Genomic DNA, 23,714 nt, shown 5'->3' on the forward strand with positions numbered 1-23,714 from the left:
ACAAAAACCCTATCAAATTAGGGTTTTTATGCTTTTTTTGACTTTATTTATATTACTTTTTTTAGAAGTAAACCCAGTAATTTTAGATAAAAACAGGAAAAATAAATAAAATCCATACTTTACTTATAGGAATAATTGTTTTAGTATGTAAAAAGATATTTGAAGGAGGTAATTAAGGTGAACGCACTTTCCATAGTGAATAAGCATAATAACAGCATGTGTACTTGTCTAATTCTCAAAGGTTACTAAAACATACACAATACTACACTACAAGGAGAATTAGACAGATGGCTACAAAAAATAGATTTAAGCTTAATTTAGGATTAAAAGTAATTATTGGATTAATTCTTGGATTGATGGTTGGCTACTTTAGCAAAGAAGTTGGTTTGAAGTTAGAAATAGTAGGAAAAGCGTTTATCCAGCTTATTCAAATGGTTATTGTTCCTCTTGTTTTTCCGTTAATCGTATTAGGAATTACAGGAATGCATGATACAAAAAAACTAGGGCGAGTTGCGTTTAAAACACTTCTTTATTTTGAGATTGTGACCACAGTATTAATTATATTAGGAATACTCATTGCTAAAGTAACAAATGTAGGTGGACATATGCATGTAGGTGCAGTGGATACTTCTTCATTAGGAAACCTGGCAAAAGGCATCGACTTTGGACAGTTTTTCTTAAGTATTATTCCAAGCAATATTGTAGAAGCAATGGCGCAAGGAAAGCTGTTGCCGATTATCTTCTTTGGTATTTTTGTAGGGTTAGCTCTTACATCACTTGAAGAGAAAGCGAAGCCCGTTATTACATTTTTTGAAGCATGGCTACAAGCGATGTTTAAAGTAGTCGAATACGCGGTATCATTTGCCCCGGTTGGCGTATTTGGATTTATCTCTTTTAGCGTGGCTAAATACGGGATTGGCAGCTTGCTTTCTTTAGGTCAATTTGTAGGTATTACGTATTTATCTTTTGCCATTACGGCATTTGTTGTGTTTCCTATTATCGCACTTATCTTCCGTATCCCTTATAAGGAACTATTAAAAAGAACCGGAGATTTAATTTTATTAACGTTTACAACGCGCAGCTCAGAGGCTTCTATGCCGCTGCTCATTCATCGACTAGAAAATTTCGGAGTGTCACGTTCTGTCACTTCTTTTGTATTACCAACGGGCTATTCTTTTAACCTAGATGGGGCTAGCATCTATATCAGTGTAGCGATTATCTTTCTTGCCAATGTATATAACCTACCTCTTAGTCTTGAACAAATTATTGTGATTATTGGTTTATTAATGCTTATGACGAAAGGATTAGCAGGCGTCCCTTCAGCTGTCATCGTTGTGCTGTTAGCTGCAGCTAAAGAAATTGGCTTACCTGCAGAAGGAGTCGCTTTATTATTAGCAGTTGATTTCTTTGTAGACATGGGCCGTTCAGCGTTAAATGTCGTAGGAAACTCTTTAGCTACTGTTGTGATCGCAAAGTCTGAGAAGTCGTTTCATTTTAATGCCGAGGATAAATAACCATACCCCCTCATCATTAAAAAACACGATAGTGAGAAAGAAGTGTTAGTTTGTTTAAACAGAAAAAATCATTTGAAGAGCTAGTAAAAGAAAATAAACAAGCATTACTAAAAGATAAAAAAGCAATCGAGAAAATCGAAAAACGTATTGAAAAACGCCATGAAGTGATAAAGCTAACTTAGTAGGGTTAGCTTTATCACTTCATTTTTTATACTCATATCTTTTAGCAACTTTATTATTATTCAGAACGAAACTGCTTCAGCAAGATCTCTCTTAAACTAGTGGACAAGGCCTCTGCTTGCAGAACTCTATCCAGCTTCTCTTTATTAAACCGGTCTTTGAATTTTACATCATTAACTGCTGCTATAGACACTTTGTTCGGATCTTTTTCAAGCAGGATCAACTCATCTCTCACGGAGACGATGCCTTCTTTCAAAACGCGAAATAAAAATCCTGTATAGCCCGTGTCTCTCATTTTCACAACGATATCCGGCACTTCATATTTTGCAGCAAGCTTGTAACAAGGATTTCTAGGTTCAGATACTTGAATAATGGACTCACCAAATGCAAATATATCCCCGACGTGCGCGTTCCTTTCTGTTAATCCAACGGTTGTGATGTTTTCTCCAAACAACGCGGTTTTAACAGGGTTTTGGATGATGTTATTCCAGTATTCATAATAATCATAAGGATACAGACATAGCGCTTTGTCCACTCCTCCATGATCTTTGTACGCCTGCTCGTCACCTTCTAGCCCCAACTTACTTAAAAAGACGGGTTCATCTGCTGCTGTTTTTCTAATAGCTGATTGAAACGTTCGTTTTCCATACGTAAGTGTTTCAATTTTTCCGTAGTTAAGCGACTGAACTTGATAGTGATCTGCCATATGCTCTCTCCTTTTTTAAATCAATAGATTTTTTCATCATGTGATAATTCTTTCACCTCTGAACGCTTGTGCATGAATGCAGTAAGCACTAGCAAACAAATTGTTAAAACAAGTAAAACAAAAAATAACGGCGTATTTGTATGAAAGATATCGCGCACAAAACCAGATAAAACCGGAGCGCACCCTCCTACAATATATCCCCCTGATTGCATCATAGCTGTCCATGAGCTCGCTTCTTGAGGCGAATTTGTCTCGTTTAACGGCAGCATAAGTGCTAAAGGAAAAAGTCCTCCAAGCCCTATTCCTAATAGTATCGAAGAAAACCAAAGACTGGTTAAAGGATAGAGAATGAAAACTAAACCCGCTGATGCAAATAATGTACTGCTTACAAGCCAAAAGGTTTGGTTTTTATAATAATCGGCTAGCGTTGGAATTAAAAAGCTAAACGCCATTTGAACGAACGTAAAAACGGTAATAAGCGTACCCGCTTCTTGATTACTCATGCCCAAATCGTGTGCTGCTGGCGCTAGCCAAGTGGTCACAGAGTAAAAAATGCCGGCTTGCAGCCCAAAGAAAAGCGTAAACAGCCAGGCTTTTTTATTTTTTAACGGCAGCTTGTTTTTTCTGGAGCCAAACGCTTGCTGAGATTTACGCGCAATCGGAGACCAAACAATGAGAGCAATCACGGCCAGCACGCTCCAGCTAGCAAGAGCTACATTCCACGAATCGTGCAGTACATGCTGCAAAGGTACCGTCAGCCCTGCGCTTAACGAAGCGCCCGTTCCCATGCCCACGGAGTAAATTCCGATCATGAGGCCTATTCTATTCGGAAATTTCTTTTTGATAAATCCCGATAACAGCGGTCCAGCGATGGCAATACCTACACCTAAAAGAAAAGCACTGCTTAAAAGAACAGATATTGAGTGTGCGGCCACTCTCATACACGTCGCGATTCCAATCACCACTAAGCAAAAAGAAATCACTTTTTCAGCTCCCCACAGCCCTTCAAGTTTTCCTGTAAACAATGCAAACAACCCCATACATAACACAGGAATAGCTGTTAAAAAACTAACTGTAACATTGCTCAGTCCCAGCTGATTACGTATGGTCTCAAGCACAGGCGATACGGATGTAATACCGATTCGTAAATTAATTGAAACTAAAAATAAAGCAATCACATACACATATATTCTCTCTTTTGACTTCATGTAGTATTCCTCTCCCCGTTAATTCAGTATATCATCTGATGTTTAGTTTTTTAAAAAAGGAACTTAGGTAAGCTCCAAATTTTGACCGGCATATTTTTTTGCTTGCTCTGTATCTCCATTCAAAATAGCGGTAAATAAGTTTTCATGAATGGTGGAATTATCTTTATAATCAACCGTTTTTAAAATGAGCTGACTCAGTGTGTGTCGCAGCACAGGCACAAAGGAGTGATATAAATCCATTAACACGTTATTTTTGCTGGCTTCTGCAATCGAAAGATGAAACTGAATGTCCGCTTCTATATATTCAGCGTAATTGCCTTTTTCAAGCTCTTTTTTGCGTTTATCTAAATGCCCTTTCATCTTTAACAAGTCTTCATCCGTTCGACGCTGCGCCGCTAACATCGCCACTTGCAAATCAAGCATTTCACGCGCTTCATAAATATGATTGATATCTGCCGTTTGAAGTCTTGTTTCAAACGAATCCTGTGTGAAGCTAAGAGACTTAATTCTCGTTCCTTTTCCTTGTTTCACTTCCAGTACATTTGCATGAACAAGAATTTTAACCGCTTCTCGCAAGGTAGATCGCCCTACCCCCAGCTCTTCCATTAGCTGAGGCTCCGTTGGAAGCTGATCTCCCACCTGATATTGACCTGAAAAAATTTTCGTTTGAAGCTGCTCTAGCACTTCGTCCACTAGCTTTCGACGCGGTACTTTTGAAAACGATTGTTTATTATGTATATTCATCTGCTCATCTCCTGTTTATGTCACCTTTATCATAAACAAATTTATGTTGTTTGGCAAGGTTGTTAGAGCTTTAGGAATTAATCCAAGCGAACTGCTCTGATAGACTTTCTAGAAGCTTGGTACAAACAGGGTGCTTTTAATTTCACTTTAAATAAGAGCAGCATCTTTTAATCGATATAATAGGTATGCAGTATAAGGCGTAACTAAAAGAACAGCCGTATATAAACCTGGCGTATATGCTTTAATAAATAGTGTTTGTAAAAGATGAATAAGGTTATGTACTAGTACGAAAATAAGAAAACCCACAAAAAGAATTGAACTCCAATAACTTTCTAGATAAAGAACTTTCATAAAAGTAATGAGAGACATAAACAAAAAGATAAAGACATCTCTTTTTGCAAAAGCATATGAGCTTATGTTCCAGAATTCCCAAATCTTGTGGCTAATCCATTTGTTCTGTAATTTAATTTTTGCCTCTTTGGTTTTAGCCCATTTCTCAACTGTAATAATTTCTTCAAAATCATGTAGCATAAAAACCACAACGAATAACCAAAGAACATTGTATAACTCAAGTTCAATCAATTATAAATCTCCCCTTTTTCTACATAGACTTATTTACATTCTCTTTCTTAAAAATCCCTATTAACAGCGTAACGAGTCCTACTAAAAAGAAAAACGGAAACAATAACATCATTAAGGCAACTCCTGCAAAACCTTCTTCCTGGCTAATTGCAAACAAAATTGAAACGGCCCATGAAAAGAACGGAGCTATGATTAATATAGTTGTTGTTCCCCACACTATATATTTTCTTTTAGCTGATTTTCCTTGGCTTAGTCCGCTTGCAAACATCAGACCTAATACTAAAACAAGTAATGCCACTCCAATTGCCATTTTATCCCCGCCTTTAGCAGCCATTTATTTTTCACTTTACAGCGTTTTCTTTTTTGCCTCTTGTACGGAAATGAATACGCTTGTAACAACAAGCAAGAGTAAACCTTCTCCGATAATGATTAAACCTTTTATTTGAATGTCTAGAGCATCAAGCCCGCTTATTTTCGCAAAAGCGTAAAAAAGTAGAAATAAACCGAATAACACTGTAACGAAGGAAATAACCAGCGCGGCTATTCTATTGTTAAATACAATACTTACAAAAAGGATTCCCACAAATATGATACTAATGGCCATACAATTAGTAAGAATGAAAGACATACATACCTCCTTGAAACATCTTGTTATACCGTTTGAACATATTCGAGCTGTCAGCTATTCTAATTAGCAATGAACGGAGTTTTACCTATGTAAGATGGATTATGTATCTGCTCAATCATAAATCTCGCAATATCACGAGAAGATATCTTAAACCCTGGCATATCAAATTCATCCTCTTTTATGGCTTGAGACTTTTTGTTTTCTTTAACAAAAGGAAGGCGTATAAGCGTCCAATCTAGTTTACTTTTTCGAAGAAGCTGCAATTCTTTTCTTTTATCTTCCATCATTTCAGCGTACAGAATACGAAATACACTAGCTCCTACCTTATTAAGAATTGATTTTTTATCTCCTTCTATATCTAAAGATCCCCCAGTTACTCCAACATATCTCCTTATTTCAAGCTCTTTCATAGTCTGAATAACTAATGCTGTAATTTCGCTATATAAAGGTACAGCTTTGTTAGGCTGACCGAATGTATTGATAACGGCATGGCATCCACTTAATAAGGAAAGAATGACATCTTGATCTCTAGCATCTCCTTCAATTAAAGTGATGTTTGGATCGTCGAGTAAAGATTTTTTTGGAGTTCTAACTAGCATACGAACGCTGTAACCTTTTTTTACAGCTGATTTAGCTAAAAATTTACCCGCTCTTCCAGTTCCTCCAATAATCGCAATTGTATTTTTCATATTAATTATTCCCCCATATGTATAGCATCAACGTTTCGATAATAACCATATTATACCATTATCAAGAAATGAGATAAACACTATGAATCTACAATGCGATAAGATTAAATTCCATATTGTCCTCTAACTTATTCAAACCTAAACCCAATCCCGCCGTCTACAATAATGTTTTGACCCGTAACAAACGATGCGTCGTCCGAAAGAAGCCATTTTACTGCTTTTGCGGCTTCAAACGGATCACCAATTCTGCCTAGCGCGTTTAATTTTTGATAGGATTCATTGAGCTTTTCTTTTTCCTCTGAAGATAGATCAGAAAATTTTTCTTCTAACATAGATGTCCGAAATGCACCTGGACACAGAGAGTTAATTCTTATATTTTGATGGCCATATTCCTGAGCAACTGATTTTGTTAAAGCGATCACACCGCTTTTGCCGGCCGCATATACGCCTGTCCCTGCTGAACATAAAATAGCGTCCATTGACGACGTATTCACGATGACACCGCTGTTTTGTTTGGTCATTACCTGCAGCTGGTATTTCATACAAAGCCATACGCTTTTTAACGTAACGTTTATTAAATGGTCAAAGTCTTCTTCTTTGAATTCATGGGTAGCATTAGAAGCTGCCTCCGTGTTAGCCGCATTATTAAAGCCCACATCAATTTTTCCAAATGCAGAGTATGTTTGGCTCACAAGGTTTTTAACATCTTGACTATTCGTTACATCCGTTTTGATAAAAAGAGAGTGAGGAGACCATTTTCTTAATACAGAAAGAGCTTCTTCTCCTTTTTCACTATTTCTAGAAGCAATCACAACATGCATGCCCTCTTTTGCGAGTAATTCCGCTGTTGCTAAGCCAATCCCCGACGTTCCACCCGTAATAATCCCTACTTTTTCTTCAAACATACGTTTCTCCCCTTTTGCGTTTAATAAAATCTCAACAAATTAAATTGAGTAACACTAGCCATAGAAGTTATTCAGCTTTGGGTAGATTAATCCCTGCTTTAAAACACTAAAAAGAGACTGGGACAAAAGGAGATTAGACGAAGTGAAAAATGAGTCATTGATCAATACTTTTGATTCGTGGTTCGTTTGTTTGTGGTAAACATAATTTTCATGTGTGTAGGTTTTTCTAGCAGTTGATTGGAGGGCAAGGCGAAGACTCCTGCGGGAAAAGCGGAACAGGTGAGACCCCGCAGGAGTGTAAGCGACGAGGAGGCTCATCGGCCCCCCGCGGAAAGCGAAGCCTTGCACGGAAATCAACTGCGATGTAACGAGCGGTTCAGCTCATGCATACTAGTTGTTGTTTTTAGATTGGATTCATATCTCGTTACGTCTCAACCTCTTTTGATTAGCTACTAACCTGATGATGAGAAACAGATAAAGTAGATTTTCGGTTCCATAAATAAAAGGCATATCCGCTTAAAAATAGAAGCAGCGCGTAATTAACAAATAAAGAATCATTTGCGTTGACAGGACTTGTAAACTGGAGAAAATTATTTAAGCCGTGAAATACGATCATAACTCCAATGGATTGACCGTTAACGATCAGTAAAGCCAAGACCAATCCAATAACAAATGCAAATAAAATTTGAAAAATTGTATTTCCTACCGATTGACCGCTTAGCATATTCAAACTGTGCGTAAAGGCAAATAGGAACGATGATAGAAGAACCGCCACTTTATAGCTTTTTGATAACAGCAAATTCAGCATAAATCCTCTAAATACCATCTCTTCTACAAATGCTATGACTAGAGTTTGGGTAAGCAAAATAAGAACAATATCTGCAATGGAACTTCCGTGTACACCTTTGTTCCCGATGAGGATAATAAGCAAATACAAAAGAAGCGGAGAAAGAACGAGGATTCTTGTTCTAAAGGACATGTTTTGTTGAAAGGAGAAAAAATGCTGCCACTTTTTTGTTTTTGTTAGATAAAAAGCTATTCCTATTGCTAAAGGGACAACTCCTAAAAACTGAAGATAATGTGCAGTAGGATGCGTCATGCTCACGTATGCACCGTTTACCACAAACCAAAAGATAACTAAGATTTCTAGGCCAATAACTTTCCATAAAAGCTTTGACTTGATCATCACTACACTACCTTTCTACTTTAGGCTTCATTGATAACCTATATTCGTTTTAAGGATTTTATATGTTTTCATCTTTTTATCATTCGAGCTCAAAGATCATGTGAGGCAACGCTTCTTCCTTTTAAAATAAGAAGATCGTTCCTTCCTTTTTTACTGTGATTACACAAGGTATAAAAACACACAAAACCCTGACCACGTGACATAGTCACCAAACTTCATTTTTTTACCGCCTCTCACAAGTACATTTACAGCCCAATTCAAAACACTTCCCTCAGACGTTTTATCTACATATTTTCTCGCTAAAGCGTATGCTCCCACTCGAAATAAGTAATAGCTGACTAAGCATAAAAAAGAGATGGTCATAAAATTTAAATTTAACTCTTTCACCTTGTACACCTCATCGTTTTTGTGTTATTACATAACATTGCTTTTTATTTCTGTTCATAAAAATCTTTTTTGACACCTTTCAAAAGCTTTAAGATTTCTTTATAAAAACAGATAATTAACATTCCAGCGATGTTTGTCACAATCATAATCATAAGATTGCCGATGATGAGACTCAGAAAATTCCCAAAAAACATGAGGCCAATTCCGATATAAAAGCCTGGGTGAAGCAGCTTATCGTCGTCTTCTTTTTCTTCTTCCTGAATGTTTATTCTGTTTTGTAATGCAGCATCATTTTTAATAAACTCATTAATAGTTGTTCCATAGATGTCGCTTAAGTTTAAAAGTTGTTGGATATCAGGGTAGCTCTGATTATCTTCCCATTTATGTATGTGCTGTACCGATACACTCAGCTGCTCAGCAACCTCTTCTTCTGACATTTTTTGTTCTTCTCTTAATTTTTTTAATTGATTTCCTAGCCTCAACTCATTCACCTCTATAACTATGGCAGCGTATAAACAAAATTTGCTTGCACTACGTTTTCTCGTTTTCTACAATTCTAACATATTGTGGTAAAAAAGAAAGAAACAGTAATGAGACGTATAAACCATAAAACGATACCCCTAAAAAATAGTGAGAATTCTCATGTGTAAAAAATGAAAGAATGCACTTTTATCTTCATCCTTTTATTGTTTATACTAAATAGTGGATTGTACGAACGTAGAAATAAAAAAGGAGGCAAAATCACGATGGAAATGCTGCTTATTTATCTATTTGTTATCGCTCTTATCGGATTCATTATTTGGAGAAAAATGAAAAAGAAAAATAAGCCCATTAAAAAGAATGGACTTGGTATATTAGCACCTATTTTCTTTATAGTCATTGCATTTTCTCTTAGTCTAAGTCAGATGATGCACATACCGGGCCAATCATTTCACTTACCACCCTACTGGGAAATGATGATTGCTGGTGTATTAGGTGTGATATTCGGGCTCATTATGCTTAGCCAAACGGACTATGAAGTAAGAGAAGATGGCTTTATTTATTCAAAGCCAAACAAGAATTTTAAATATGTGATTATCGCCATTATTTTTATAAGAATGGCTTTGAGCCAGTACTTCAAAGGCTTAGATTCCATAGACTTCGCGGTCTTAACGATGACATTAGCTTTTATTTATATTGTCATTTGGAGAGTTGGCAGCTATTTAAAATTCCGTAAATTAAATGGTGATAATTACAGTGTAAATGCTGGATAATCATCAATATGACTAGTCCTTCTTCCTGTTTGGAAAGAAGGATTTTTTTTCATAGTCAGTAAAAGTCTCGCGTGTTGTGTAAGACAACCTATATATTGTATAATGCAATATGTGTTTTTTATAACAGAAGTCTATCTATAAAAACAGATTATAGTAAAACTGTACCTAATCACCAGCTGTTTGATTTACAGGTATAATGAAAGGAATCGTCACATGACATTTATCAATTCTGTAACAGGCCCAGTCAGCACGTCAGAACTAGGGCTAACACTAATCCATGAGCATATGCGCGTTCGTTCTGAATCTGTTCACGCACAGTTTCCTCATTTATATGATGAGAAACAAGAAATCGCTAAAGCAGTCGAACAAGTAAATCGTGCGAAGAAACTTGGAGTTAAAACAATCTGTGATCCTACGGTGATGGAACAAGGACGCGATATTCGTTTTATTGAGCGAATTGCCCGTGAAACGGATACTCAAATCATCGCAGCCACAGGAATTTATACGTATAACTACATTCCTACCCACTTTCAAACTCGGAGCATTGACTATATGGCAGACCTGTTTGTTCGAGACATTGAAGTCGGCATTCAAAACACATCGATTAAAGCAGGCTTTTTAAAATGCGCTACGGATGCACCTGGCGTAACGGCTGATGTAGAAAAAGTAATGCGCGCTGTCGCACGAGCTCATAAAAAAACGGGCGTGCCAATTATGACGCATTCACATCCTGCAAGCGGCACAGGCTTAAAGCAGCTGGACATCTTACTCGATGAAGGCGCTAATCCAAATCAAATTCTGATTGGACATACGGGAGATACGGATAACCTTGAGTATATTTCAAACATATTAAGTCAAGGTGCCTTTATCGGTATGGACCGCTACGGCCTGACAAGAGAATGTTCAACTGAAAATAGAAATGAAACGGTCATTGAATTGGCTAAACAAGGCTATTCAAACCGCATGTTTCTCTCACAAGACTACTGCTGTACAATGGACTGGTTTCCAGAAGGCGTGATTGAAGAACGTTTTCCAAAATGGTCGATGAGCTTTGTATTAGAAGAAGTCGTGCCTGAGTTAAAAAGAAAAGGCGTAACGGAACAGCAGATTCAGCATATGCTTTTTGATAACGCCCGCTGCTGGTTTGAAGGAAAGTAATTAAAATATTATAAAAAACCCCCCTGTGCAAGCTTACAGTGGGGGTCTTCCGCGTATTATTCTACTTTACGTTAACCTGTTTTTCTTAATAATTTCTGCTTTTCTTGGCTCTTTTTTATCATAAAGTGGGCAGCCGACAGGCATAATCCAACTGCGATTCCGATCGTCAAGTTTGTAAACACCGTTAATGAAAATGTCGTGAGTAAAACCACTGAATGAAACGATTTTTCTTTTATCACCTTTGCAAACTGTTCTTTTTTACTGATATTCCACGCTACGACCATCAAAACTGGCGCGAGACTGGCAAGCGCCACGTATGAAGCATACGGAGCAAGCACTAGCAGCACAATCAACACAAAGATAGCGTGCGTGATTCCTGCAATTGGAGATGAAGCGCCGTTTTTAATATTGGTAACGGTTCTTGCAATCTCTCCTGCTGCAGGAATACCTGAAAACATCGGCGTTACCATGTTTACGATTCCCTGGCCAATCAGTTCTTTTTTGCTGCTGTGCTTTGACTTTGTCATTTCATCCGCAACGCGAGCTGTCAGCAAAGACTGTAACCCTACAAGTACAGCAATTACAAACGCAGAAGGTAAAAGAGTTACCACCCTCTCCACTGTTATATCTGGAAACGCTGGCGCCGGGAAATGACGAGGTATCTCTCCGTAAATCGAACCAATCGTTTCAAACTGATTTGCAAAGAAAAAAGATGCTAATCCCGTTGATACAACGATTCCAAGTAAATAGGACATTCCCAGCGACTTAGGCGAAAAGTAAAGAACAATTAAAATCGTAGCTAAGCACAATCCTGCTGTAGCGATACTATAGATGTTGATGAAGTGTAAATTACCAAAGATCTCTTTTATATTCAAATGAAAAAACTGAAATTTGTCAATCGCGTGCAGCCCAAGGAAGTTTGGTATCTGCCCGCTAAAGATAATCAGCGCAATTCCTGACTGAAATCCTACAATAATAGAAGACGGAAAATACTTGATTAAAGCTCCTACTTTACATAGCGCAAAGATAATGAGGAGAATCCCTGACATAAAGCCGGCAATTAATAAGTTTTCATAGCCATATTGCAACACAATTCCTAATAAAACAGGAACAAACGCACCCGTAGGTCCAGCGATTTGAAACCTACATCCACCTAAAATAGCAATTAACAATCCTGCTACAATCGTCGTATAAAGTCCTGTAACAGGCGATATTCCAGAAGCTATCGCAAATCCTAACCCTAAAGGTATAGCTATAATGCCAACAACAATACCCGATAGTATATCTTTCTTCAAGTGCTGCAAGGAGTAATTTCGAAAAACCTCTAGATTCATAAGTGTACATCAGCCTCCATTTTAAGTAGTGAGGTTACCCATTCGTATTTTCGTCATACAACCTTATTGAGCTTTCTCAAAATAAGGTGGGCTACTCGATTACTTCTATCTTAAAGGAGACAACTTACAAAAAAATAAAGAGGAAATTAGAAGTTTCTTAGACAGTTATTAAAATTTTCTTAAAAATTCTTACTTTTTATTCTTTCAGTTATTTTTTAGATAAAATGCGGTTCTTTGTTGTAAATAAAGCAAGATAACTAGACCCTATAGTAACGATAGAATGAATGGATGTGGACAGGCTGTGTTTAAAAATCTTTAAGTTTAAGTAGACGACACGCCTACCTCCATTCGTTTAACTATATTCGAATTCATAGGAAGCTCGGTTACATAAGGCCAATTAATTACAAACGTGAACACTAAAAGACAGGGGCTTTGAATCATAATTCAAAGCCCCTGTTTTTACTAATAAGATATATAATACCAATTCTTTTGTATCTTTTCTATTTCATCAAACTTCATCCCAAAATCGCCCGATGAAGGTTTACGGTTTTTTGGGTCATACACAAAACCTGAGAAATGGCCGAATAGTCCATTGTTTGTAAAGAAAAGTACGGAGGTTACCTTTCCTTTGGTTTTTACTGCAACATCATCTCGACCTCTGGACACACTCGCATACTCTTTCGGTAGATCAATTAGCGATGAGTTGTCGGGTTCATTGGAGAAAGGAATGAGCGATGGGTAGTCGACTCCATCGGCTTTCAAGACGCCACTTTGTATGTGAGCTGCCACTTCTTCTCTTTTCTGCTGATGGAGTTTAAAGTTTATGTCTAAATTAAGCTGCTCAAACGGAATGAAGAACCACAGCACAAAGGTTATCACTTGAATAACAAGTGGTAGCCACTTTCTACTACTAAAGAGATAAATCAATGTCCACAGCGTTAGTAATAAAAAGAAAGGAAGGACAAAGAATAACCATATATATGGACTTACGTATTTCCCTATACGATCATCTAAATCCCATTGAAACAGGGACAATAAAAAAATGAATAAACTGCTACATAACGATAAAAGCAAAGTTAAATGACGCTTCACATATTTCCCTCTCTCTGAAATAATTCTTTTTAACCTTCACTCTTTATCATTCATTATTTACTATAGTTCTGTGAATCCGCTTTAAGAATTCTCTTATTATTCTAGAAAGCCCATTATTGGCGTTATAAAAATACCCAAAAGAATAAGTTTTATAGTGCGGAGGAGCAAAGTTAACGACTACATATTGATTACTTCTAGATAAACCAGCATCTGTTTTAAATGCGTAGTCAAATCCTATATTTATTGCCGTATTATTTTCCAATGTATGACGAATTGTATCTACATTATTGGTAGTAAACAAGATATCACATGGCAGTGAACTAAAACCTTTCATAAATTCCTGAATATACTTGTCGTTATATAAAACAATTGGCTGGTTAATTAACATCTCTTCAGTAATGAGTGTTTGTTTGGCTAATGGCGACTTCTTATTTACTGCAGCTACCATATGACCATCCAATAACTTTTTAAATACCAAGTTCCGATACTTTTTTTCTTCTTTTTCTGTATAAGTAATGAAACCTACATCTACTTCCCCATCTAGAACTTTATCTATAATATACTCGGTGCTATTTTCATAGACAGAAGCCTTTATGTTCGGATATTCTCTTTTAATTTCTGTTATTAAGCGAACGAGAATCTCCATTGGTCCTGGGTAGGTTGCAATCTTTATTTCACCATTCATTGTATTTGTATACGCTTCTGCTTCATCCATAAATTCTTGAATTTTCAATAAAGCAGCGCTGGCCTTTTCAATTAACCTATGACCTTCTTCAGTTGGAATAGATCCTCTTCTGGAACGATGAAAAATCATTATATTTAGTTCTTTCTCTAAATTTTTTATAGATTGGCTTAATGCAGGTAACGTAATATGCAGGTTACCAGCTGCTTCTTTTAGTGAACCCGTTTTATCTATTTCCACTATATGTTTTAATTGTTCAATATTCATAATGCCCTCTTTTTCTTTTAGTTAAGTATTACTTAACAATCGTTAATATTAACTAAATTTACCATAAGTATATCTGGTTGTATACTGATAGATATAGTAAAAGAAATGACACAAGGAGATGGAGTATATGAAGGCGCTAAGATGGCATAATCAAAAAGATATTCGTCTTGAAGAAATAAATGAACCAGTTGTACAGGCTGGTCAGGTAAAAATGAAAGTTAAATGGTGTGGAATTTGCGGTAGTGATTTGCATGAATACTTAGGTGGTCCCATCTTTATTCCAGTTGATAAACCGCACCCTCTCACTAATGAGGTTGCTCCAGTGACGCTTGGACATGAATTCTCAGGTGAAGTAGTAGAGGTTGGAGAAGGTGTAACCCAATATAAAGTTGGTGATCGTGTGGTTGTTGAGCCAATCTTTGCTACACACGGACACCAAGGTGCTTATAACCTAGATGAACAAATGGGATTCTTAGGTTTAGCCGGAGGCGGTGGCGGTCTTAGTGAATATGTCGCAGTAGACGAAGAACTTTTATTCAAACTTCCAGATGATTTATCTTATGAACAAGGTGCTCTAGTAGAACCAGCGGCAGTAGCTCTTTATGCAGTACGTTCAAGTAAAGTGAAAGCCGGAGACAAAGTTGCTGTATTTGGATGTGGACCAATTGGACTTCTTGTCATTGAAGCGTTGAAAGCAGCAGGTGCAACCGATATTTATGCAGTTGAATTGTCTCCAGAAAGACAAGCGAAAGCAGAAGAATTAGGAGCTATCATCATTAATCCTGCTGAAGTTGAAGATACGGTAGCCGAAATTGCTAGATTAACTGACGGTGGCGTAGATGTATCATTTGAAGTAACAGGCGTACCTATTGTATTACGTCAAGCCATCCAATCTACGGGAATTGGCGGAGAAACGATTATCGTTAGCATATGGGAAAAAGGAGCAGAAATTCTACCGAATGATATTGTAATTAAAGAACGAACTGTTAAAGGAATCATTGGCTATCGTAACGTGTTCCCAGCAGTATTGTCTCTTATGCAAAAAGGCTACTTCTCAGCCGAAAAGTTAGTAACGAAAAAGATAGCTCTAGACGATGTAATTGAAGAAGGGTTTGAAAGCCTGATTAAAGAAAAAAACCAAGTTAAAATTCTGGTTAAATCGGAACAGCAATAACAATCATCAACAATGAAGATTTCTCTAAGCCACTGATCGTAATTAGTGGCTTTTTATTTCTTTAATCGGGTCCAGCCGAGAGATGTGTAAAATTTCACCAACACAATTTGACAGTTTAGAAGAATGAACGAGTCAACTACATAACGATGCCCATTAATTTAATTACATTTGAATCCGTGGGACGCTTGGTTACATGAATCCCATGCATTACGGAATTGATCCCCTAAAAAACTTTCCTAGTCTAGTGTTGAGGTACCAATGGGTTAATCGACGAGGACCAGACAGATATCAAATACACATGTCCGCCCTTTTTAACCACCGTAGTAATACTTTAAAAAGTTTAAAATGGATAACAGGATAATCAAAATAACCAAAACTCCTCCTATTAATATCCTTCGTCCTTCTTTTGGGGATTTCTTTTGTTTTTTATGGGCATACAAAATCAGTTTTCGAAAGGCAATGTGCAGTAAAATAACGAAGGCAAACATACCAATCTTCACAAGAATAAACAGATTATCACATCCATTTCAACAAACTAAAGATCTAAGAGACATTCGGCAAACAACTTAGCTATGAAACTTTTTATTTTTTTTGTTCTTTTGATACTCTACAAAAAAGGATACTGGAACTGCTCCAATACCTATACCAATCGAAATAAACAGCGACTGGTTCATCTGAAGACTCGGATTTGCCGCTGCCTTACTATAAATGATAAAACACACAAAGCTTAAAAAGCCTATAGCTAAAGGAATAAGCGCGTGCTTGTACCATTTCATTGTATTAGCCTCCCCTCTTTTTCACCCCGCCTAGCTTGATAGTCGCAGCATACGATTTATTTGTCAGCAATTAAGAGATGCACCGATTAATAGCACAATCCTGTTTAGGTAAAATGACTTCCCGTTATAGCGCTGGCTAAAAGAACGATTACGGCTAGCCCTCTTATCATATAGGTTTGGCTTTCACTCAAAGGTTTCCCCTTTCTTTCACTCATAACAGGGTAAAAATAAAAAAGGTAAAAAGATAAAAGAAAACCCATACCCGCTGTCACAGCTATGATCATTTCCAAATTATCACATCTCCTTTTTCTTCCTTTTCCTTCTTTTCTTCTTGTTAAACAAGTTTAGCCAAATAGTCAGCGGCGCCTCTCGAGAAAATACAAACCACCTTGAAATCATACAAAAATAAAAAAGGCAGGATTTCTCCTGCCTTTTTGCATATGTAATTCCTCTTTACTATGTCAACTCAGCGCTTTTAGCGAGCATAAAAGCAGAGATACTAAACAAAACAATCAATAAAGAAGCGGCATGTAACAGTAAAAAAAGAAATTTTTGGCCGCCTTTAATGAAGAACGAATAAATCATTCCTAGGATTGTTACTAAGATTAAAAGTGCTGCTGCTATTTTAATTACTATAGCAAAGAAAGCTCCTGCAAATACAATTGACGGAATAAAACACGCTACAATAATTATGTACAAAATCAGTGTAGCAATAAAAGCGGTTTTTGATACGTTTGAAGCCCGTTTAAACAAATTCCCCATATAGTCTCCTTTCACATTTTAAAACTGCATCTTTTACTATAATACATGTGCTTAGAGGACACAATTAACTTTTTTAAAAGTGCCCATCACTTAAGTTTTATCACCAATAATATCGGTTATATTTTTGAGATCTTCTTTGCTTGGTTTATCAAACGTTGTGGCTGTTTTTTTGTTTGAACTATTGGTTGATAAATAACCTTAAAGAACGCTTTGTAGTCTTTACTTCAAAATCAATTCACACTAAAATTCTCTCTTTTGGTAGATAGACAGCGCAATAAAGTAAGAAGCAATATACATCCCCACTCCAAAGAGAGTATATAAGATAGGAACATGCAAAGAAGAAGCGATCGGTAAGCTGGATGCTGCTAATATTTCAACTATATACCCAACAACTCCTTGTAAAGCAATCGCAACGAAAAGACCTCCCATTCCCCCTCCAAGTACTATTCCGTCAGATTTCTCTGCTCCGAATACATAAAGAAGCGGATAAGCAAGTGCACCGGCAAAAAGGACGATAAATGTACCAAATGAAACGATATTTACTATATTCTCTACTGCACTCTTAGAAATAAGCGAATACATTGAGAAAACACCATAGGACAGGATGGTTCCGATGACGACAATTAAAAAGTAAAAAACATAGTGGCTTTGCACCACATTTTTTCGGCTAATTGGAAGAGTGAGCACGTATTTGTCATAGCCGGTCTTACTTTCTAATTTGATCACTTCAAGCGCGGGCATTGCCATTAACAAAATAATTAACATCGCTATAATACGGTAAAATGAAGGATCCGCAAAATAAAAGATGACCGCAGAAATAACTATGGCGAGCGCTGTGTACGTCAAAAAGCTTCGGTGAATGAGGTAGTAATTCGTTAACAATAGACCTTTCATTTACGTTTCACTCCTTGTTAAAAGCACGCTTAGTTCTTCCATCGACATCGGTTCAATTACAGTTCCTTCTGGCAGTTGATGCTTATCTGATACGAGTACACGGACAGATTTATCATACGTTCTTTTTGCTACTACTATCTCTTCGGGAAGTACGTTTAGCTGCTCTTCATTCGTAACGGCAATTGCGTACTCCTCAAACACTTTCTCTTTTTCTTCATTTAATAAAATTTTTCCGTTTCTAATCACAACAAGATGGCTCGCGATTTTTTCAACGTCGCTCATAATGTGAGATGAAAGCAGTATTCCGCTGTGACCGTCGCTCACAAAAGCTTTTAACTCATCTAATATTTCCTCTCTAGACGAAGGATCCAATCCTCCTGTCGCTTCATCTAGCAGCAATAGTTTAGCACCGTGAGACAGCGCTACAGCTAGAGATAATTTCATCGACATGCCGCGTGAAAACGTATGTATTTTTTTATCATCTGGCAATGAAAAAGAATGAATCAATCGATGAAAATCAGCTTCTTCCCAAGAATTAAACAGCTTCTTAAAAACGTTGTTTAGCTGTTTTATCGTTAAAGAAACGGGCAGATTAATCGCATCAAACACGACTCCAATGTCTTCTTTAATTGTGGCATCTTTATTCAAATTGTCTTCACCCAGTATTTCTACAGTACCGCTATCTTGAGAAATTAACCCTAGTACCGCCTTAAACGTCGTCGATTTCCCCGCTCCGTTATCACCAATAAATCCAACAATCGATCCAGGAGGTACATGAAAAGAAACATCTTTTAAAACCTCATTTCGGCCAAACGATTTTACCATGTTTCTAACTTCTAAAAGATTTGTCATGTGCTCACTTCACTTTCTCTATTAGTAGAGTTAGGTGTAATCATAGAAAGTAACTGATTTATTCATTTTGACGGTACTTTAAACCACCTTTTATTTACAAAAATGACTATTTAATACCAATTATAGCTAGTAAACTATAAAAAGTCGATGATAACATAAAGGTTTGCTGCCCCTTCGTTTGTTTTTGATGACCGTAATATGTATGACAACATCTGCCTGTACTATTCTTGCCTGACCTATTTAGCGAAATCACAAATAAAAAAAGGATCTGCTATAAAAGATCCTTTTTTCTTCACTATAATTGATGACCCTGCTTTTTTTCTTTTTCACTTAATACGTAGTCGGTTATAAACCCTAGAATAAGTCCGACGGCTACCGGTATTAAACCGCCTTTTGCTTCCATTTGAAAATTTTCCGGTTCATTTACATAAAGCCACTGAACTGAAAACAACGAAATATGAAAGGTATTGCCAATAAAAAATAAAAGTGCTATCGTTCCAAGCGTTACGCCGAATGAAATGATGTATTTCTTCACTGTACCCCTCCTTTCATTAAAAGGCTGCTCGAAGCAAAGCAACCTTTTAATTTCTTTATTTTGCTTCAAGCACTGCCTTCTCTCGAAAAATCTTCTTTAATACAAGAGATTGAAAGATCATAAACAAACTGCCCGTCATCCAATACAAGACGAGACCTGACGGTGAAAATATCCCAAAAGAAAGGACCATGACAGGCGAAAGAATTTGGGCTAGCAGTGCGTGGGATGAATTCATTCCTTCTGCCCCTGTTTGCATGACTCTTGTCTGCAAATACGTAGCCACTGCCGCCACTATTGGAAGAATAAAGTACGGATCTGCATGTCCTAAGTCAAGCCACAAAAAAGATGATGCGCTAATCTCATCTATTCGTCTAATCGCGTAGTACACAATTGAAAAGACGGGAAGCTGGACAAGTAAAGGAAGGCAGCCCATAAGAGGATTGGCTCCATTTTCTTTAAGCAGTTCCATCATTTCACGCTGATATTGCTGCTGACTCTCAGGATCTTTATTTTTGTACTTCTCTTTTAGCTGTTGAAGCTGAGGCTGTATACGTTTATTGCTCAGCTGATTTTTATATTGAAGAATGTTTAAAGGCGCCAACAGCATACGTACGCCAACGGTCACAAGCATGATGGAAAAGCCAACGCTTTGATGAAGCCACGTATTTCCTATAAACAAAATGAACAGTGAAAAAGGATAAATAAAATAGTGATCCAAAAAGTGAGTGTGCGAACTTTGAATCACGTTTGCTGAATCACATCCGGCAAGTAGAAAAATGGAAACAAAGATAAAGAAAAGCTTCTTTTTATGTTTTAACATTTATATTCCGCCAGTATTTTTTTAGTTAAACGAAAAAAATACTGGCGAATGTGGACCTTCATCATCTTGTTCACCTATTGCTTCTTGTCTGTGAACAGAATGTATAAATTTAAATTTATGATACACACAGTATATGAGATTCTGAGCGCGTAACAGATTTACGTTTTGTATGAGATACATGTCTTTTTGCTGCAGGCAAACATGCTTATGTAGCGTTTGAAAGGTAGCTAGTTTAATAGCCGCATGTACAAAAAAGGCCGTCATAATCGCAAATGACACATACAGAAAAGCATCCGGTATAAACAATTCCATTTATTCACATCCTTATGGATTATTGTATCATATTTTCCTTAATTTGGGTTAAATGTTTTATAACGCAGAATCTGCTATCTCAGTAAATATACTCTACAGAGTCGATTTCCTTATAGGAACGTCAAAGAATAAGTTTCTTTTTGTACATATCATCTTACCTTTAATAAAACGACGCATAGAAAATATACAGAGACACATATAATTCTAAAAATTTCTACTTTTATTAGTAAAAAGGATATTATTCCTTTTTATGGTATAATCAAAAAATATAATTCATAGGGAGTGAATTCATTGGAAACTAATACAAAACCTCAAGTAAACACCAACTCTATTGTTTCTCTAACTCTAGGTATCGTATCTATTTTCATTCCAATCATTGGGTTTATTACAGGGATTATTGGAATTATCTTCTACAAAAAAGCATCTAATCAAATAGCTGCTACGAATCAAAGCGGTAAAGGACTCGCGATTGCCGGTCTGATTTGCAGTATAGTAGGCATGATTTCTCAGCTACTTTTTATATTAGGAATTATTACGTTTATGTTTGGAGGAACAACGGTTGACTATGAATAAAACAGGTCAATTAAAAATGTAAGAAAATCGAGATTTAGATAGGATCATTGAATTTTCTATATGAAAGAATAAAAGCTTGATTTTCGACTATCCGAAAATCAAGCTCTTGAAATTTAAACGTCCACTTATGACTCATTGTTACTACGCCTATAGCTCTTAATATAAATTGCAAAGGAGAATGAAAAATTAAATCTATCGTTGAATCCAGAATAAAAGAAATCATAATTGTTCTACTTACTTTACTGCTAGTCATCTCTGTGTTGATTAACTGTTCTAGCTATTTTAATAGTACAGAGATAAAAACGTTCACTTCAAAATGTTATGATAACGGCGGAGATGCGATAGTAGAAATACATAATCCAATTACCAATGATTATTCTTTTGAATGTAAATAATTTAGTTAAAAAACAGCTGGTCACTTAACAAGCTTACCTAGAAGAGGGCTAACGATTTAGCCCTCTTCTATACGTTAAAGTATAGACGTATTCAGTCAACAATAAAGGAGTTCTTTATGAAACATGTCATATTAGGCATCTGCGTATCCGTATATGCCGTACTATTAGACTATCTAAAATATAACTATGGTCTTAACCTTATAGGAAAGGTGCTAATTCTGTCTGTTTTAACTGGTGTTACGTATAAAATTATCGAGAAAATATATGAGAATCGAGCAACTAGACCAAAGAATGAGAGGTAATTTTAAGCAAACTTACTATTTTGATTATTTGTGCGGCATGCTTAATAAAGAAGTATCTATAAAAAGAAAAGTGTTTAAGCCAGTACATGTATTTGTTACGTACTTGTAGACTCCTTTTTCAAGCAGCTTCTAAGGGTGTTACTAAAAGAAGTTCCTTCGTTTATCTATAGCGTCTATAAAAAAAGATTTGGATAATTGACTTAGTTTGCTATTTAAAATATAACTTAACTTTCAGCTGTTTCCCCCCATTAACTCTTGTTCTTTTATGTCACGACGCACACGAAAACCATTTAATAGTAAGAAAGCGTTTATATAGGAGCAAATTGTTACATTAGAAGAGTATAATACACCATATGGAAATTAAATGAGTCTTTAGACACCTATATGTGGTATATTATTAATCGTTGAAAAAATATATATAAATATTCGGGGGAAGTAAAATTTGAATAACTTATTAGCAAAGAAAGACTTAACAGCCGAGCAACTAGCAATGGTTCAATCAGAAATGAATAAAAAAGGTAAATCAAAAGGAATTGCTTATGCTTTATGGTTCTTTCTAGGTGGCCTGGGCGGACACCGTTACTATTCAGGAAACATTGGAATGGCAATTGCAATGACTTTAACACTTGGTGGATTAGGTATCTGGGCTTTCATTGACGTATTTATGATTGGTGGAGCAATTGAAAAGAAAAACGAAGAGATTGAATTTGAAGCTATTCAATTAGTGAAAACGCTAAATAACTAATTAGAGGCGCACTAGCTCTCTTTTTTTAATAGATCAATATATTTAAATTGAGTTCATGTAAATATAATAACAAAGTAAACACCACAAAGAACAAACGGCAGCTGCAGTTTGTTCTTTTTATATGCTATTAAGGCAATTCATCATTAAAAATCCTCTGCCACGGCTCCGCTGTTTGCGTACGTGTAAGTAAACTGTAAGAGTTCTTGCCCATATTGATTCATACTCAATTTCATTGTTGTACTTCTTATGTACGTGCTACGAGAAAAGATAGCCGGTAAAGACAATAAACCCTGTAACGAGGATTAGTACACCGCTAATTACCACTGTTAGAATACTTCTTAGAGCCGATGTCCAATTGTTTATTCCAAAAAATCCTGCGATGCTGATGAAAAATAGAATAATTGCTAAACATAAATTTATATTCAATAATGAAGGGTGATTAAAAGCGATGAAAAAGAAAACCACACACATTAACGCACATATAAATGACCAAATGTTGATAATTCGTGCCACTATAACTAACCTCCCTTATCTATAAAATAAACCATATTACCTTTTAAATCTCAGTAATTATAATACCTTTTCTTCTTTTACTACATCCGATACTGTCATAGCTGTCTTAAAAAAAGAGCTATACTATACGCTATGGATTCTACCATAATACGGTAGTCTATACTAAACCGTTAACTACCTTATATAAAAACTCACCATAGATTTCATAGGAGTTTCATCATTTTGTAATTAATTGGATAATAAGGTATATTGTTATAAATGGTAATAATTTCATAAACCGAAAGCGAGGATACATATGGGCCTGTTACTAATTGCAGTTATTATCACGCTATCCATCATTTTAGATTACTTTATTTTTGACTATGACGATAAGCACTGGGGCTGGCTAAAGAAAGCTTCTAAACCTGTTAGAAGAAGTGTTATTGGCTGTTACTTGCTTATGTCGTTTGTTATTTATTTTGGTTTGAGCCTACCGTATATTAAGCCTTTTTTATAAATATTAGTCTGCCTAAACTGGTTAGCCTATAACTCTTATTTAAAGGTTAT

At 36.3% G+C, this 23,714-nt stretch carries 33 protein-coding genes; 10 read left to right on the forward strand and 23 right to left on the reverse strand.

Going from position 1 to position 23,714, the window contains the following annotated elements; genetic code table 11:
- Positions 1-287: 287 nt before the first annotated feature.
- Both ACMX9J_RS07995 and ACMX9J_RS08000 read left to right on the forward strand, forming a co-directional pair.
- Entirely contained in the window at positions 288-1,514 is a 1,227-nt protein-coding gene (locus ACMX9J_RS07995) for a dicarboxylate/amino acid:cation symporter (protein WP_047750388.1), read from the forward strand.
- Between the two features lie 50 nt (positions 1,515-1,564).
- A complete protein-coding gene (locus tag ACMX9J_RS08000) occupies positions 1,565-1,696 on the forward strand; it encodes an FbpB family small basic protein (protein ID WP_080754487.1) in 132 nt (43 codons plus the stop codon).
- Between the two features lie 56 nt (positions 1,697-1,752).
- On the opposite strand, the gene ACMX9J_RS08005 is transcribed toward ACMX9J_RS08000, so the two are convergent.
- The 8 genes from ACMX9J_RS08005 to ACMX9J_RS08040 form a co-directional block, all read right to left on the reverse strand.
- Positions 1,753-2,400 carry an MOSC domain-containing protein gene (locus ACMX9J_RS08005; protein WP_047750387.1) on the reverse strand — a complete coding sequence of 216 codons (648 nt, stop codon included), beginning with the start codon at positions 2,398-2,400 and terminating at the stop codon, positions 1,753-1,755.
- A 20-nt stretch (positions 2,401-2,420) separates the two neighbouring features.
- Positions 2,421-3,608 carry a CynX/NimT family MFS transporter gene (locus ACMX9J_RS08010; protein ID WP_033580227.1) on the reverse strand — a complete coding sequence of 396 codons (1,188 nt, stop codon included), beginning with the start codon at positions 3,606-3,608 and terminating at the stop codon, positions 2,421-2,423.
- 63 nt (positions 3,609-3,671) lie between these two features.
- Positions 3,672-4,352: a FadR/GntR family transcriptional regulator gene (locus ACMX9J_RS08015; protein WP_047750385.1), complete on the reverse strand. Its 681-nt coding sequence runs from the start codon at positions 4,350-4,352 to the stop codon at positions 3,672-3,674.
- Positions 4,353-4,499: 147 nt separating this feature from the next.
- Positions 4,500-4,934, reverse strand: a complete 435-nt coding sequence (locus ACMX9J_RS08020) for an HXXEE domain-containing protein (protein ID WP_047750384.1) — start codon at positions 4,932-4,934, stop codon at positions 4,500-4,502.
- A gap of 19 nt (positions 4,935-4,953) precedes the next feature.
- On the reverse strand, positions 4,954-5,268 hold the full coding sequence (locus tag ACMX9J_RS08025; RefSeq protein ID WP_224980335.1) for a hypothetical protein: 315 nt from the start codon (positions 5,266-5,268) through the stop codon (positions 4,954-4,956).
- Between the two features lie 12 nt (positions 5,269-5,280).
- Entirely contained in the window at positions 5,281-5,562 is a 282-nt protein-coding gene (locus ACMX9J_RS08030; protein ID WP_047750383.1) for a hypothetical protein, read from the reverse strand.
- Between the two features lie 59 nt (positions 5,563-5,621).
- Positions 5,622-6,251, reverse strand: a complete 630-nt coding sequence (locus tag ACMX9J_RS08035) for an NAD(P)H-binding protein (RefSeq protein ID WP_028414626.1) — start codon at positions 6,249-6,251, stop codon at positions 5,622-5,624.
- Between the two features lie 128 nt (positions 6,252-6,379).
- Positions 6,380-7,156: an SDR family NAD(P)-dependent oxidoreductase gene (locus ACMX9J_RS08040; protein ID WP_416225611.1), complete on the reverse strand. Its 777-nt coding sequence runs from the start codon at positions 7,154-7,156 to the stop codon at positions 6,380-6,382.
- A gap of 233 nt (positions 7,157-7,389) precedes the next feature.
- Between ACMX9J_RS08040 and ACMX9J_RS08045 the strand changes: the two genes are divergently transcribed.
- Positions 7,390-7,524 carry a hypothetical protein gene (locus ACMX9J_RS08045; RefSeq protein ID WP_258524406.1) on the forward strand — a complete coding sequence of 45 codons (135 nt, stop codon included), beginning with the start codon at positions 7,390-7,392 and terminating at the stop codon, positions 7,522-7,524.
- 77 nt (positions 7,525-7,601) lie between these two features.
- Here ACMX9J_RS08045 and ACMX9J_RS08050 read toward each other — a convergent pair whose 3' ends face one another.
- The 3 genes from ACMX9J_RS08050 to ACMX9J_RS08060 all read right to left on the reverse strand — a co-directional run bounded on the left by ACMX9J_RS08050 (position 7,602) and on the right by ACMX9J_RS08060 (position 9,220).
- A complete protein-coding gene (locus ACMX9J_RS08050) occupies positions 7,602-8,342 on the reverse strand; it encodes a lysostaphin resistance A-like protein (protein ID WP_416225612.1) in 741 nt (246 codons plus the stop codon).
- Positions 8,343-8,501: 159 nt separating this feature from the next.
- A complete protein-coding gene (locus ACMX9J_RS08055) occupies positions 8,502-8,729 on the reverse strand; it encodes a hypothetical protein (protein ID WP_034328128.1) in 228 nt (75 codons plus the stop codon).
- Between the two features lie 44 nt (positions 8,730-8,773).
- Positions 8,774-9,220 (reverse strand): helix-turn-helix domain-containing protein, encoded by a 447-nt coding sequence (locus ACMX9J_RS08060; protein WP_416225613.1) that lies wholly within the window; start codon positions 9,218-9,220, stop codon positions 8,774-8,776.
- Between the two features lie 255 nt (positions 9,221-9,475).
- Between ACMX9J_RS08060 and ACMX9J_RS08065 the strand changes: the two genes are divergently transcribed.
- Both ACMX9J_RS08065 and ACMX9J_RS08070 read left to right on the forward strand, forming a co-directional pair.
- A complete protein-coding gene (locus tag ACMX9J_RS08065; protein ID WP_034268453.1) occupies positions 9,476-9,982 on the forward strand; it encodes a CcdC protein domain-containing protein in 507 nt (168 codons plus the stop codon).
- Between the two features lie 213 nt (positions 9,983-10,195).
- On the forward strand, positions 10,196-11,140 hold the full coding sequence (locus tag ACMX9J_RS08070; protein ID WP_033580219.1) for a phosphotriesterase family protein: 945 nt from the start codon (positions 10,196-10,198) through the stop codon (positions 11,138-11,140).
- Positions 11,141-11,211: 71 nt separating this feature from the next.
- Here the strand turns inward: ACMX9J_RS08070 and ACMX9J_RS08075 are convergent, their stop codons facing one another.
- The 3 genes from ACMX9J_RS08075 to ACMX9J_RS08085 all read right to left on the reverse strand — a co-directional run bounded on the left by ACMX9J_RS08075 (position 11,212) and on the right by ACMX9J_RS08085 (position 14,515).
- The gene (locus ACMX9J_RS08075) at positions 11,212-12,474 is read right to left on the reverse strand and encodes a SulP family inorganic anion transporter (RefSeq protein ID WP_416225614.1); all 1,263 of its coding nucleotides are present in this window, start codon (positions 12,472-12,474) and stop codon (positions 11,212-11,214) included.
- 462 nt (positions 12,475-12,936) lie between these two features.
- Entirely contained in the window at positions 12,937-13,566 is a 630-nt protein-coding gene (locus ACMX9J_RS08080) for a hypothetical protein (protein ID WP_416225615.1), read from the reverse strand.
- A gap of 46 nt (positions 13,567-13,612) precedes the next feature.
- The gene (locus tag ACMX9J_RS08085; protein ID WP_063247448.1) at positions 13,613-14,515 is read right to left on the reverse strand and encodes a LysR family transcriptional regulator; all 903 of its coding nucleotides are present in this window, start codon (positions 14,513-14,515) and stop codon (positions 13,613-13,615) included.
- Between the two features lie 127 nt (positions 14,516-14,642).
- Between ACMX9J_RS08085 and ACMX9J_RS08090 the strand changes: the two genes are divergently transcribed.
- The gene (locus ACMX9J_RS08090) at positions 14,643-15,689 is read left to right on the forward strand and encodes a 2,3-butanediol dehydrogenase (protein WP_416225616.1); all 1,047 of its coding nucleotides are present in this window, start codon (positions 14,643-14,645) and stop codon (positions 15,687-15,689) included.
- A gap of 566 nt (positions 15,690-16,255) precedes the next feature.
- Here ACMX9J_RS08090 and ACMX9J_RS08095 read toward each other — a convergent pair.
- The 8 genes from ACMX9J_RS08095 to ACMX9J_RS08130 form a co-directional block, all read right to left on the reverse strand.
- The gene (locus ACMX9J_RS08095) at positions 16,256-16,465 is read right to left on the reverse strand and encodes a hypothetical protein (protein WP_224980339.1); all 210 of its coding nucleotides are present in this window, start codon (positions 16,463-16,465) and stop codon (positions 16,256-16,258) included.
- A gap of 104 nt (positions 16,466-16,569) precedes the next feature.
- Positions 16,570-16,755, reverse strand: a complete 186-nt coding sequence (locus ACMX9J_RS08100) for a hypothetical protein (protein WP_028414638.1) — start codon at positions 16,753-16,755, stop codon at positions 16,570-16,572.
- Positions 16,756-16,921: 166 nt separating this feature from the next.
- Complete coding sequence (locus tag ACMX9J_RS08105; protein ID WP_028414639.1) at positions 16,922-17,227, reverse strand: hypothetical protein; 306 nt, start codon at positions 17,225-17,227, stop codon at positions 16,922-16,924.
- A 240-nt stretch (positions 17,228-17,467) separates the two neighbouring features.
- The gene (locus tag ACMX9J_RS08110; protein WP_154990109.1) at positions 17,468-18,121 is read right to left on the reverse strand and encodes an ABC-2 transporter permease; all 654 of its coding nucleotides are present in this window, start codon (positions 18,119-18,121) and stop codon (positions 17,468-17,470) included.
- Complete coding sequence (locus ACMX9J_RS08115) at positions 18,122-18,973, reverse strand: ABC transporter ATP-binding protein (protein WP_371906048.1); 852 nt, start codon at positions 18,971-18,973, stop codon at positions 18,122-18,124.
- Positions 18,974-19,268: 295 nt separating this feature from the next.
- Positions 19,269-19,508, reverse strand: coding sequence for a hypothetical protein (locus tag ACMX9J_RS08120; protein WP_224980342.1), 240 nt, complete (start codon positions 19,506-19,508; stop codon positions 19,269-19,271).
- 55 nt (positions 19,509-19,563) lie between these two features.
- Positions 19,564-20,328 (reverse strand): membrane protein insertase YidC, encoded by a 765-nt coding sequence (gene yidC / locus ACMX9J_RS08125; RefSeq protein WP_416225617.1) that lies wholly within the window; start codon positions 20,326-20,328, stop codon positions 19,564-19,566.
- Between the two features lie 21 nt (positions 20,329-20,349).
- Positions 20,350-20,640 carry a hypothetical protein gene (locus tag ACMX9J_RS08130; RefSeq protein ID WP_154973883.1) on the reverse strand — a complete coding sequence of 97 codons (291 nt, stop codon included), beginning with the start codon at positions 20,638-20,640 and terminating at the stop codon, positions 20,350-20,352.
- 291 nt (positions 20,641-20,931) lie between these two features.
- On the opposite strand from ACMX9J_RS08130, the gene ACMX9J_RS08135 reads away from it, so the two are divergent.
- The 3 genes from ACMX9J_RS08135 (at position 20,932) to ACMX9J_RS08145 (ending at position 22,655) form a co-directional block, all read left to right on the forward strand.
- Positions 20,932-21,213, forward strand: coding sequence for a DUF4190 domain-containing protein (locus ACMX9J_RS08135; RefSeq protein ID WP_033580207.1), 282 nt, complete (start codon positions 20,932-20,934; stop codon positions 21,211-21,213).
- A gap of 511 nt (positions 21,214-21,724) precedes the next feature.
- Positions 21,725-21,910 (forward strand): hypothetical protein, encoded by a 186-nt coding sequence (locus tag ACMX9J_RS08140; protein WP_416225618.1) that lies wholly within the window; start codon positions 21,725-21,727, stop codon positions 21,908-21,910.
- Positions 21,911-22,352: 442 nt separating this feature from the next.
- On the forward strand, positions 22,353-22,655 hold the full coding sequence (locus tag ACMX9J_RS08145) for a TM2 domain-containing protein (RefSeq protein ID WP_080963371.1): 303 nt from the start codon (positions 22,353-22,355) through the stop codon (positions 22,653-22,655).
- Between the two features lie 255 nt (positions 22,656-22,910).
- On the opposite strand, the gene ACMX9J_RS08150 is transcribed toward ACMX9J_RS08145, so the two are convergent.
- A complete protein-coding gene (locus ACMX9J_RS08150) occupies positions 22,911-23,168 on the reverse strand; it encodes a hypothetical protein (protein WP_154991955.1) in 258 nt (85 codons plus the stop codon).
- A 295-nt stretch (positions 23,169-23,463) separates the two neighbouring features.
- Here ACMX9J_RS08150 and ACMX9J_RS08155 point away from each other — a divergent pair, with 295 nt between their 5' ends.
- Complete coding sequence (locus ACMX9J_RS08155) at positions 23,464-23,664, forward strand: hypothetical protein (protein WP_049165703.1); 201 nt, start codon at positions 23,464-23,466, stop codon at positions 23,662-23,664.
- The last annotated feature ends 50 nt before the right edge of the window (positions 23,665-23,714 follow it).

The organism is Priestia sp. RMT2NF4, from assembly GCF_047872835.1.
GTDB classification, from domain to species: Bacteria; Bacillota; Bacilli; order Bacillales; family Bacillaceae_H; genus Priestia; species Priestia zanthoxyli.